Here is an 11,886-nt window from a genome sequence, read left to right on the forward strand (position 1 = left end):
GACAAGCACTCAAAACTAATAATTCTAAAATTTGGCTACTAGTGTCACTCTGACTGCGAAGTAAGTTATCGAACTGTAAAACATTGATAGAACCATCATTGGCTAAAATGAAAGTATCTTCCGGGCGAGAACTAAATTGTCCGTGAGTTGCCAAATGTAAGACATTAAAAGGAACAGTATTTACATTTTTTTCTAGAGTGCTACTGGTAAAATCTTTATCTAGTAATTTTGTGGTAGATGCTCCGGTTTGAGAAATCAGGTCGAACTCTAACTTGACTCCTGGTAAGGGTGAGAATTTTGGAAACTCCGCCGGGGGTTGCACTAAACCAGCAGCAAGTACTGTCAATGGTGTTTGAGCTAGAGGTCTGGGTGCTAATAGCTGAAGCCCTAAACTGAGAGCAACAGCATATTTTTCTACTAAATATTTCTCCCCATCGTAAAGAGCAGCTAAGGGTATATTTTTTAAGGCTCCATCTAGCACGAATACCAGAGTATTAACTTTACTTGTAGCTAAATCAGATTCAATAGGTTTAATTAACCAGTTATAGACTTCTTGGGAAAGGGTTTGTACTTCTTCCGTTCTATCTGGTTCTAAAATATATTCCCGCATTTCTGCCAAGGTACGCTCAACTTCAACCTGAGATTTGTTAACTGTATAATGACGCAGTGGTTGCTGAGGAATTTTAACAATTACTTGTAGTTGTTCTGGCAGAATAATTGGATAAAGTATGGCAGTGTTGGGATTTTCTTTGTCTACTACTTGATCTAAAAGTACCTTTTGTCCTTCTAAACAAGCTTCTCGGAAAAAGTTATCTAGTTCTGCTAACTGTAACGCCTCTATACGTGTTCTAGCTTTATCTAATGTTTTAATGTCGGGTTTTTCTCCAGAATTTTGCAGCAACAAAACCACCGACTCACGATAAACTGGCTCTACATTATCTCGGAAATTAAACTGTATATCCTGATTGACTGCTACTAAGTCAGTACGCAGTGACTCTAATGTTTCTACAGTTGCATCATAAGCTGCGATCGCTCTGGTAAAATTACCTTGGGCTTTTAATAATCTACCCATTTGCCATTGCCACAAATAAGTAATTTCTGGTGCGTTACTGGTTTGCGCCAATATCAAAGCCTGTTGTGTGAGGTTAATAGCCTCAGCAAATTGTTGGGTTTTTTCATACAAATTACCCAAATTCCCTAAAGCATAGGCTTCGGCCCGGATATCATCCAAACTCCGGGCTTGTTGTACAGCTGTAGCCAGGAGTTGAGCAATTTGGGATTTGGGAGTATTTAAAATAGACAAACTGTGAGCAAAGTTAATCCGGGCGTAAATCGATGGGCGTGAGGGTGGAAGTTGTGCAAGTAGAGATTGAATTTCTGGAATTAAGGTTTGTGTTGCTGTGAATTGTTTTTCCTCAATTAGTAAATTGAGATGATTGAGTTTTGCTTGAATTTTTATGAGGGGTGAAGTTGATGTATCAAATGTTTGTTGATAAAATGCGATCGCTTGGGGAATTTTTTGTTGATTCCGAGCATTATTACCTAAACTAAGCAGACTTGAAGCAATATTTTCTGGTAACTTTAAATTTTGATAAATTGCTAAACTTTGTTCTAAAGCCAGCCGAGATTTTTCTAATTCCCCTACATTTTCTAATGTATCACCAAGGGAAAGTAAAACTGCTGCCTTTGCCAAAGAATCACCTTGAGATGCTAAGGTTTGATTTACCTCTTCTAGTCTTTTAATAGCTTGCTGATTAAACCCTCGATTTCTTAATGCTTGAGCTTGATAAAGTAGTGCCAAAGCAATACCGTTTTTATCTCCCAGCTTGGTGTAAATATCTTCAGTCTGTTCCCAAGTAGTCAGAGATGCTTCTGGCTTACCTGTCAAGAGTTGTAAGCGTCCTTGAATATCTAAAGTTTGAGCTAAAACTGCTAAATTTTTATTAGTTTTACCTTGTGATTTAAAGCCTTGTAAATCTAAACTATTGGTAATAGCAATTTGAGCTTGTTGCCAATCACCAAGTTGTTGATAAGCTAGAGATAGATTACTCAAAGCCACGGATTGTTTTAAAGTATCTCCCTGCTGTTGATATGCTTGGACTGCTTGCTGTAAAACTTGCACCGCCTCAGCAAATCTACCAGTTTCATATAATCTTTGGCTTTTGAGAATTTGTGATTGTGAATCTTGATTAATTATTCTCGTTTGAGAAATGCTTGCGATCGCTGGACTCAGCAGAACACATAAGAGTACAGTTAACACAAGTAGTAAACAAAAATTAATAATCTTCTTCACTTTTTTCTGTGTCTCCATGCCTCCGTCGTTAATTAAACCACGGAGTCACACAGAACAAGCCCCTTACAACTAAAAACGTAAAATTTCGCGCTCATATTCTGCTGGTAAAGGTGTGACTTCCCAAACTAACCCTTCACCGGGTTCTAACATCACCTCCACATATAATTCTTCTACAGGCGTTGCTGCTATATCTTCATTATTAGGAAATGGTTGTAAGTCTTCCGTCAGCAGTCTAAGTTGAAACCCTACAGGAATCATATCTTCTGGGTTTGTATTGCGTAATTCAAAACGCCAAATTTGTTCTTCTGGGTTGCTTTTAGGGAAAACCCGTAATTCATAAGTATTACCAGCTACTAAGATTTGTCGAGATAAACCGAGAATAGACCCTTGACTTTCTAGACTCCTCATCCCTGAAGGTAAGGCTGTAAATTGTCGTCGTTCCCAGCCGAGTTGTTGAGCAAAATTTGATACACCTGCTTGCAGCCATTCCCCAATTGATGCTGGTTGGACAATTCCTTGGCGCAATTCATACAAGCGTTGTCGCCAACCGCCATGAGCGATTAATCCTCCCCAAAGAGAAAAAGGGATTTCTAAGCGGGGGAATTTGATATCTGCATTACTTAATCTTTGGAGTAAATTGGCTGCTTGGGTTTGGGGTAAAGGTTGTAGGGGAGGAATCGACGCACGTCTGATTTCTTCCGGATACAATTGGCGAGTTACCCAAAGTACATTCAAGTCTGCGATTAAATGATCAGATTCTAAACTGTAAGTGCGATCGCTCTCATCATAAACCCCTAAAGTTTTTAATTGTTGATGAGTTGTATAGCCCAAAATTCTAATCCACTCCTCATCAGGATTTACTTGCACCGCTAAGTAATAATCCGCCACCCATTCTGGAATATCCACCCATTCTTGAGGTACACGCAACTCATCCACATCCATCGCTAAGGTAGGAAGTAAAACCAAACGAGAGTTATCAAAACTTATAGCTGTACCATTGACTACTTCCCAAAAACTCGGTAAGGCTGCTGTGTTGGGATGCACTCTAACATTCGGTGTAATTTCCTCTTGCAGCCAAGCTAAAAATGTACTCAAACAGATTTGATTGAGCCAAGCACGCTGATAACCACCAGAGGTAGAGTAGTTATATTCTATATTTGGCAATGTCTGAATCATTTCTAGCACCAAATCATTATCAACAGCGAAAGCAAGGGAAGCATCAAACATAATCTCAAGAGGTTCTACTTTAAAGGTGGGGGTGGGTATAGTAATTGTTAAGCCATTCTTCTAGACTTTTACTAATAGCATCCAGTACGACGGGTGTAGGGGAGATATGCAAACTATCAATACTCCACTGCGATAGGGTAGTGAGTAATGAGCGTTTGATACTGGTAAGACGGCGAGAGACTGTATATTGCTTAATTTCTAGCTGTTGGGCGATTTGTTGTTGAGTCAGCTTTTGCTGATAATAAGCTTGGATTAATTTTTGAGCCTGAATATCTAATGCTGCTAAAGCAGCCATCAAAACTTGGTTTAATTGTTCTTGTTGTGTTTGTCTAGTTGTAGATTCTTCCTCGGCGATGATTTCGGTAAGTAAGGATGCTGGTAAATCTGCGGGTAATATATCCAACAAATTACCTGATTCTTGTCCATTAATAGGAGCATCTACAGACACAAACTTGGGATAAAGAAAGTCTCGTACCGCTTTAGCGCAGGTACTCAGCCATTTTTCCAAAGTTTCTGAAGTCAGTTGGCTCAAGGTTTGTCTATTGTAAAGCTGAGTAATAGCTTGCCATGTGATGGTACTCGGTTTTCCCAACTGACGAATAGTTTGACTATCACTGGTGTAGAGTTCTTTAAAACATTCCCAAGCTAAGACGTAATTATTGATAATTTGACTATTAAGACCAGCATTTTCTAAGGAATTTACCAACCGCTTCCGGCTAATTTTATGCAGTAACGCCCAATCTGTGCATATATCTGCTTCCTTTGTTAGACGTAATGAATCTTTGAGGAAACGTTCAAAAGCATATTCTGCATAGGTTTTTAAATTTGTACTGTATTCCGGATTAAAATTTTTGAGAATTTTATAAATACAGGGAATCGCAATCTGAAAACAATCAGCAATAGAAAATTGACTGATAAAGTTTACGGCTATTTTTCTAGCAGCCCAGTAGCATACCTCTTGCAAATAAGCCGAAATATGCCCCACTGCTAGAGGGCTAGATTCTATTTGCCAGATTTTGTACCAGTAAAGCACCCAAAAACTCTCAGATGTCTGTTGCGGGTATTGTTCTAAGCATTTTTTGATACTTCGCTTTAGTTTGCTATCTGTTGCCCAAACATTGAACCTATCTGCATCAAACTGCACAAAGGTCGAGAAGATTTCAATAATGCCCTGTCGGGGTTGCATAAAAACTTTGTGAGTATAAAAAATTTAAAGTTTACAAATTGCTAACTAATTGTAATACATAGCGTTCCAGGCATTTTCCAGATTTTGTAAAAAATTTTCCCACTAGGTTGCATAAACATTCAAAGCCATCGTAGAGAGGTACAGAGCGACCAAAGCACAGTTAAATTTCTGAAAGCCAAGGTTTGTTTCTGAAAATCATCACTTAAATCAAGGAAAAAGACAAGATGGATAATCTTAACGAAAACAAATTCTTGCAAGAATTAACCCCTGAAGAATTAGAAAATGTTAAAGGTGGATTTCAGGCACTTCCAAATGATGTTCTTAGAAAATTCACCATTCTATTCCCTCCCACCATCGGTATTGTCTGGCCTCCGACTATCGGTATTGTCGCTCCGGACTTCAAGAAATTTAGTAAATAAATAGTCTGATTCAAACTAATACGGTTCGGACAAGGTTGATAATTGACATTATTCTCAATAATAGAATGTAATTATCAAGCTTTGATAATTCTAAAAATTGAGAGTTTTGGTTAACCGAACCGTATTTTAATTCAAACTATTGAACATATTTATGATGCTGAACTTTCGGAGCTAAACCAGGTTTTGTTTCTTTTTAAGTTATTGGAGTAGCGTGAGATGACACTAAATACAAATCCTATTTTACAAATTCATCCAACTAGGCGGTGTAATTTACGCTGTCTCCACTGTTATTCGGCTTCTAGTCCTAACGAAAAAGATCAACTCGATGTTGCACTTCTGCGACAGGCAATCACCGATGCCAGCATTGAAGGATATAAAACCGTCAGTTTTTCTGGTGGTGAACCTATTCTCTATCAACCTTTGTTAGAGCTACTCAACCATGCTCATCAGTGCAAAATGAACACAGCCATTGCTTCCAATGGAATGCTCATAAACGAGCAAACAATTGAAAAGTTTAAGGGTGTGCTTGATATTCTAGCTATTAGTTTAGATGGGATGCCTGACTTTCATAATCAAATGAGAGGAAATAAACAGGCTTTCGAGATGATGAATGGAAGACTAGAAGGGATTCGTCAATCTGGCATTCCTTTTGGGTTTATTTTCACCATCAGCCATGAAAACTTTCGTCATTTAGATTGGGTAGCTAATTTTGCCTTAGAACAAGGAGCTTCGTTATTACAGATTCATCCTTTAGAAGCGGTAGGACGTGCCAAACAAAATTTAGCTGGAATGACACCAAGTGCAAGCATCTCAGCCTATGTTTATTTAGAAGTTATGAAGCTTCGTAAAAAGTTAGGCGATCAACTTTATGTTCAAATTGATTTAGTTCACCAAGAAGCCTTGCGTTTAAATCCCAGCAGCTTTTTTGTGGATAGTTTATCCAAGGATCAAGCTAATTTTTCCCTAGCAGAAATTGTTTCGCCACTGATTATTGAAGCAGATGGGATGCTCGTTCCTGTTCAACATGGATTTGCCAGAAAATACGCTCTAGGAAATCTGAAGGAGGCATCATTAACTGAACTTGCTCATCAATGGTATCGAGAAAAATCATGTGATTTTATAAAACTGTGCCAGCAAGTTTACGAAAAAGAGACAATTCCTACTGAATTTCCGGTGATTAACTGGCATGAAGCAATGGTGCGCCATGCAGAAAAATTTGACATCCCTGTTCTTGCTTCATAGAAATGAACACAAAGTCCAAAATACATCTTTCAACCAACACTAAATTAGGAGAAAATAATGTCTAAGTATAATGTCATCAACGCTGAAAATCTTGCAATTGAAGAACTAACTTTAACAGAACAGGAAATGATTCAAGGCGGCGGAGCAATTAAGTTTGCTGTCAAGGCTATTGGGGCAATCACTGCTGCTGGAATAGGTGCTGCTATAGCAGGGTATAAGGCTGTTCAAGCAGCATTAGATAAATAGCTTATAGCTAATTCTAATTGATTAGTAGTTGGAATTAGTGAGCTATCGAATTAGCTCTATAATTACCCAAAAAATAAATCTAGTTCAACTCATAAAAACAAGGAAAAAATCATGTCTAACTACGATGTAATGATCTCAGATAATTTTGCCATCGAAGAACTAACTTTAGCAGAACAGGAAATGATTCAAGGCGGAGGAATTGTTGGGGGAATTATCAAAGGTGCTAAATGGGCTTGGAAGAACAAAACAATTGCTTTAGCAGCTTACTCTGTATATGATGCAGCTTCCGCTGCATATGATGCAGTTTTTGGCGACTAGAATAGTTCCTAGCGAAAAACTGTAAATCAAATTTTTAGTTACTTCATTAAGCCCAGGCTTTTAACTGGGCTTTATTTCCTCCTCTCTGATAGATAAAATGAGTTATCAAATTGTTAAACAACATAGTGAGGAAGACTGTGGTGCTGCCAGTCTAGCAACGATTAGCAAATATTACGGCAAAACCTTCACCATTAATCGTATTAGAGAAACTGTAGGAACCGGACAACAAGGAACTACATTACTAGGCTTGAAGCGAGGAGCTGAAGCCCTTGGTTTCAATACACGGGCAGTAAAAGTACCTCTAGAAGCCATTAATCAAAAAGCCATTCCTCTCCCAGCAATCATCCACTGGAAAGGTTATCATTGGGTAGTTTTATATGGCAAACAGGGCAATAAATACGTTGTTGCTGACCCTGGCTCAGGTATTCGTTATCTGGAAAAAAAGTCGTTTCTAGAAGCATGGACAAACGGGGTAATGCTCCTCCTAGAACCAGATCCAGTCCGCTTTTTTACTCAGGAAGATGAACAAGAAAAAATTGGTGGTTTTGGAGGATTTCTGCGGCGTGTTTGGCCTTATCGTGCCATTCTTGCTCAAACTTTATTACTCAACTCGGTTTTAGGTTTACTTTCCCTCGCCTCTCCCTTCTTATTACAAATTCTCACCGATGACGTGCTAGTTCGTGGAGACACCCAACTTCTGACGAGCGTTGCCATTGCCGTCATCGTCATGCACCTAGTTAGCAGTAGCCTGCGACTAGCGCAATCAAATCTCGTCGCTCACTTTGCACAACGTCTACAACTAGGATTAATTTTTGAATTCGGACGACAAATTCTCCGCTTACCTTTAAGTTATTATGAATCCCGTCGCAGTGGCGAAATTGTCAGTCGCCTAGAAGATATTCAACAAATTAACCAGTTAATTTCTCAAGCTGTTGTGAATCTGCCTAGCCAGTTGTTTATCGCCTTAGTTTCCTTAAGCTTGATGCTGTTTTATAGTATAAAACTCACAGTATTAGCTGGTGCGATCGCTCTTTTAATGACTCTCTCTACAGTAATTTTCTTACCCACCCTCCAGCAAAAAATTCGCAGTGTTTTGGTCTTATCAGCCGAAAATCAAGGCGTTTTGGTGGAAACTTTCAAAGGTGCTATCACCCTAAAAACTACTGCTGCCGCTCCGCAATTCTGGGAAGAATTTCAGAGTCGATTTAGTCGCCTTGCTAACCTTACCTTCCGTACTATTCAAATTGGTATTGTCAACGGCATCTTCTCAAACTTAGTATCCAGCATCGGTAGCATCGCTTTACTCTGGTTTGGCAGCACTCTAGTGATTAGTCAGGAATTATCTATTGGGATGCTCCTGGCATTTAATAGCATGAATGGCAACTTTACTAGCTTTATTGAAACCACTATCAACTTTGTTGATGAATTCACTCGTGCCAAAACTGCTACCCAACGTCTCACCGAAGTTATTGACGCTACCCCAGAAACTCTAGATAATAGCCAAAAGCCTTGGGTAAAAATTCAGAGCAACGCAGACATCACTTGTACCAACCTCAACTTTCATCATGCAGGCAGAGTTGAACTGTTGCAAGATTTCTCTCTAACTATTCCTGGTGGCAAGGTGATTGCCCTAATCGGCAAATCTGGCTGCGGTAAAAGCACTTTGGCTAAATTGATTGCAGGTTTATACCAGCTCCAGTCTGGCAATATTCGCTTTGGTATTTATAACCTAGAAGACCTTTCTCTAGACTGTCTCCGTCAACAAGTGGTTCTAGTTCCTCAAGACGCGCACTTTTGGAGTCGGTCGATTATGGAAAACTTCCATTTAGGTTCGCCTTACATTACCTTTGAGCAGATTGTGCAAGCTTGCCAGATTGCTGGGGCTGACGAGTTTATCAGCAACCTCCCTGACAAATATCAAACAGTCTTAGGAGAATTTGGTGCTAATCTTTCTGGTGGACAACGGCAGAGATTAGCCATTGCGAGAGCGATTGTTAATAACCCGCCAGTGCTGATTTTAGATGAATCTACTGGCGCTCTCGACCCGGTTAGTGAAGCCGAAGTGTTAAACCAGTTGCTAACTCACCGCCAAGGTCAAACCACTATTTTGATTAGTCACCGCCCCAAAGTCATCCAGCAAGCTGATTGGATTGTCATGCTGGAAAAAGGACAACTAAAAATTCAAGGTTCTCCAGAAGTTCTGTGTCATCAACCTGGCGAGCATCTAGACTTTCTCGACGGTGTTGATTTATCGAGAGTCAATGGTTTCGCCAAAAATCTTGCCAACTTTTATCTGAATGGAAGTTCCTCAACTAGCATTCGCTAATCTTTACCAAAAAAACTGTCATGCTTAACCAGATTAACGCAGACTCTCTGCCCCCAGTTGAAAGCAATGAATTTCTCCCGCCGATTGGTAATTGGGCGAGATTAGGCAGTTTGGTACTCGTCGCTGGTGTTGGCGGAGCGATCGCACTATCTTCTATGATCGAATATAAAGTAACCGTTAAAGGACAGGCGAGTGTCCGCCCTACGGGAGAATTACGGCTCGTACAAGCAGCTACGGAAGGTCAGGTAACAAACGTCTTTTTTAAAGAAAATCAAGCAGTGAAAAAGGGAGACGTGCTGGCTACTATCGATGATTCCCGTCTGCAAACTCAAAAAAGCCAACTGCAAAGCAACATCCAGCAGACGCAACTGCAACTATTGCAAATCGATGCTCAAGTTCAAGCTTTGAATCGTCAAATTAAAGCGGAAACCGAGCGGAAAAACCGTGTGGTGACTTCGGCTCAAGCTTCACTCAATCGCGCCCAACGCAATTATCGAGATCAGCAAATTACTGCCAAAGCGGAAGTAGAAGAAGCCGAGGCGAACTTAAAAAGAGCGCAAAATGAATGGTATCAAGCACAGGTGGATCTGCGTTCATCTCATGCTAACCTCCAGTCAACAGAGGCGGCGATGAGCGCCGCTCAAGCCAAACGCGATCGCTATCAAAAGGTGGTTCAAGCGGGAGCTTTATCTCTGAATCAATTAGAAGAAGTGCAGTTAGATGTCGTCCAACAAAAACAAGCAGTTGAGGTGCGACGGGCTAATGTTGAAGCGCAACAGCAAATTATTGCCCAGCAAGAACAAGCTGTAGCAGCAGTGCGGGCAAAATTACAACGCGCTCAAGCTGCTCTCAATCCCAGTAATGCTGAAGTTGCGATCGCTAAAGAGACTATTGCCCAAGAAAGTGCTAGCGGTCAAGCCACTCTCGCCATCCTCAATCGAGAATGGGAAGCTTTGTTCCAGCAGAGGATTCAAATGAAAAATCAGATCCAGCGTGACACCAGAGAACTACAACAAGTAGAAAGCGATCTTAGCCAAACTAAGATTCTAGTCACCGAAGACGGGATTCTCTCTCAACTAAATCTCCGAAACTCCGGTCAATCGGTGCGTCTGGGTGAGGAAATTGCTCTAATTGTCCCTAGCAATGCTCCCTTAGTAATTAAAGCCGCCGTCTCCCCTGATGATGTTAGCAAGTTGGCAAAAGGTCAAAAAGTACAAATGCGGGTTTCTGCCTGTCCCTATCCCGACTACGGTACTCTTAAAGGTATTGTCAGTCAAATTTCTGAAGATACGATCAAATCTCAAGGCAATCAGCTGGTGTCCACAGTCGCCAATGCTTCTATTTCTATGCAGGGTGGCGCGAGTTCTTTCTACGAAGTGACGATCCTTCCAGAAAGCTTGTTCTTAGGTAAGAGCAACCATCAGTGTACTATTCAACCGGGAATGCAGGGAAGGGCTGATATTATTTCCCGTGAAGAGACAGTCCTGAAATTCTTGCTCAGGAAAGCGAGGTTAATTGCAGATTTGTAAGGTGTTGATATTAGAGCTTTTGCTGAACCCCTTTTGTAACAAAATTATATGTGTGTGTAAAAAACGTGGATACGTCTGCACCCAAGAAACAGCATAAATATTCATAATTAGCTGTAAATTTTCATAAACAAATCATGTAAGTATAGTATATACACGGCGTTATATGGTTTAATTGGGACTAAATTACTTAAGACAAAAGAATATGTAATTAATTTTGATAGATTTAATCCTGTCTTAATTAGCATTTTAACCACCAAACAATAAATTTAATTCACATCACGATTGGAGATAAACTAATGAAATTAATCATGGCTTTAACAACGGCTAGTATGATTGTGACATCAGCATTTATGCAACCAGCAGCAGCTCAAAGAAGCTCTGGTCATCAACATAGTGGAATGGGCGTTGATGAAACTTCAATAATTTATCAATTCAAACTATTTGATACAGATGAATCAGGAAATATAATAGTTGATACGGCACTAGATGATCTACCTGTAGATGAAGACAAAATTGGTCTTTTTAAAAGTGCAATTACAGACTATGAGCTTGGATCTGGCAAGCTTCCTGGTATCGAAAATTCATTAATGTCCGAACAGTATGATGCAGATGGTCATCCTATTTTGGAAACTCCATTTAAAAAACTAGAAACAAAATTTTCTGTTGGAGATTTGTTGGCGGAGTTGATTGTAGGTTCAGATACTAGAAACTATATTCGATATAGTATTTTTGAAGAATATGGAGATCCTTTACCCTACATCAATTTTATTTTAGATCCAGAAAACCCTGGTAAAACTTTTGCACCTCTGCCCGATCCTATCGACCTCGATAAAGCTGTCAATGATTTAACATATATATTAAATAATAATTTGCTAGATGGTGTCCGTCCTCCCAATCCCGATCTAAATCTGCTTGTAGGTGACATTTCTGACAGCACTCTTAATGAAAGTTATATCGTTAAACAGGGAGTTATTAATCCTCAAGCAGTCCCTGAAAAGAGTAATGCAATATCCAGTCTATTAGCTCTAGCAGCCTTTGGTACACTTTACCTGCTAAAACGTAAGTTTAATCCCAATCAAATCATCACTAGATAAAGTAAA

Annotated in this window: 10 protein-coding genes; 7 read left to right on the forward strand and 3 right to left on the reverse strand. The window is 39.8% G+C overall.

The features are described from left to right. The 3 genes from RRG12_RS36525 to RRG12_RS36535 form a co-directional block, all read right to left on the reverse strand. A partial coding sequence (locus RRG12_RS36525) for a CHAT domain-containing protein (protein WP_420762565.1) occupies positions 1-2,260 on the reverse strand: 2,260 nt, incomplete at its 3' end. A gap of 102 nt (positions 2,261-2,362) precedes the next feature. After that, positions 2,363-3,520, reverse strand: a complete 1,158-nt coding sequence (locus RRG12_RS36530) for a DUF1822 family protein (RefSeq protein WP_420762566.1) — start codon at positions 3,518-3,520, stop codon at positions 2,363-2,365. 19 nt (positions 3,521-3,539) lie between these two features. Beyond that, positions 3,540-4,706 (reverse strand): sigma-70 family RNA polymerase sigma factor, encoded by a 1,167-nt coding sequence (locus tag RRG12_RS36535; protein ID WP_420762567.1) that lies wholly within the window; start codon positions 4,704-4,706, stop codon positions 3,540-3,542. A 224-nt stretch (positions 4,707-4,930) separates the two neighbouring features. On the opposite strand from RRG12_RS36535, the gene RRG12_RS36540 reads away from it, so the two are divergent. The 7 genes from RRG12_RS36540 to RRG12_RS36570 all read left to right on the forward strand — a co-directional run bounded on the left by RRG12_RS36540 (position 4,931) and on the right by RRG12_RS36570 (position 11,880). Beyond that, on the forward strand, positions 4,931-5,125 hold the full coding sequence (locus RRG12_RS36540) for a hypothetical protein (protein ID WP_420762568.1): 195 nt from the start codon (positions 4,931-4,933) through the stop codon (positions 5,123-5,125). Between the two features lie 216 nt (positions 5,126-5,341). Next, positions 5,342-6,367: a radical SAM/SPASM domain-containing protein gene (locus tag RRG12_RS36545; protein WP_420762569.1), complete on the forward strand. Its 1,026-nt coding sequence runs from the start codon at positions 5,342-5,344 to the stop codon at positions 6,365-6,367. 57 nt (positions 6,368-6,424) lie between these two features. Beyond that, entirely contained in the window at positions 6,425-6,613 is a 189-nt protein-coding gene (locus tag RRG12_RS36550) for a hypothetical protein (protein WP_420762570.1), read from the forward strand. 111 nt (positions 6,614-6,724) lie between these two features. Next, positions 6,725-6,931 (forward strand): hypothetical protein, encoded by a 207-nt coding sequence (locus RRG12_RS36555; RefSeq protein ID WP_420762571.1) that lies wholly within the window; start codon positions 6,725-6,727, stop codon positions 6,929-6,931. Between the two features lie 97 nt (positions 6,932-7,028). Next, positions 7,029-9,257, forward strand: coding sequence for a peptidase domain-containing ABC transporter (locus tag RRG12_RS36560; protein ID WP_420762572.1), 2,229 nt, complete (start codon positions 7,029-7,031; stop codon positions 9,255-9,257). Positions 9,258-9,277: 20 nt separating this feature from the next. Further along, positions 9,278-10,786, forward strand: a complete 1,509-nt coding sequence (locus RRG12_RS36565) for a biotin/lipoyl-binding protein (protein ID WP_420762573.1) — start codon at positions 9,278-9,280, stop codon at positions 10,784-10,786. A gap of 296 nt (positions 10,787-11,082) precedes the next feature. After that, the gene (locus RRG12_RS36570; protein WP_420762574.1) at positions 11,083-11,880 is read left to right on the forward strand and encodes a hypothetical protein; all 798 of its coding nucleotides are present in this window, start codon (positions 11,083-11,085) and stop codon (positions 11,878-11,880) included. The last annotated feature ends 6 nt before the right edge of the window (positions 11,881-11,886 follow it).

The sequence above is a fragment of the Nostoc sp. CALU 546 genome (genome assembly GCF_048836525.1).

Bases quoted from the DNA above. Each gene is read 5' to 3' on its own strand.
- RRG12_RS36530 (WP_420762566.1), bottom strand. From the start codon at position 3,520: ATGTTTGATGCTTCCCTTGCTTTCGCTGTTGATAATGATTTGGTGCTA.
- RRG12_RS36535 (WP_420762567.1), bottom strand. From the start codon at position 4,706: ATGCAACCCCGACAGGGCATTATTGAAATCTTCTCGACCTTTGTGCAG.
- RRG12_RS36540 (WP_420762568.1), top strand. From the start codon at position 4,931: ATGGATAATCTTAACGAAAACAAATTCTTGCAAGAATTAACCCCTGAA.
- RRG12_RS36545 (WP_420762569.1), top strand. From the start codon at position 5,342: ATGACACTAAATACAAATCCTATTTTACAAATTCATCCAACTAGGCGG.
- RRG12_RS36550 (WP_420762570.1), top strand. From the start codon at position 6,425: ATGTCTAAGTATAATGTCATCAACGCTGAAAATCTTGCAATTGAAGAA.
- RRG12_RS36555 (WP_420762571.1), top strand. From the start codon at position 6,725: ATGTCTAACTACGATGTAATGATCTCAGATAATTTTGCCATCGAAGAA.
- RRG12_RS36560 (WP_420762572.1), top strand. From the start codon at position 7,029: ATGAGTTATCAAATTGTTAAACAACATAGTGAGGAAGACTGTGGTGCT.
- RRG12_RS36565 (WP_420762573.1), top strand. From the start codon at position 9,278: ATGCTTAACCAGATTAACGCAGACTCTCTGCCCCCAGTTGAAAGCAAT.
- RRG12_RS36570 (WP_420762574.1), top strand. From the start codon at position 11,083: ATGAAATTAATCATGGCTTTAACAACGGCTAGTATGATTGTGACATCA.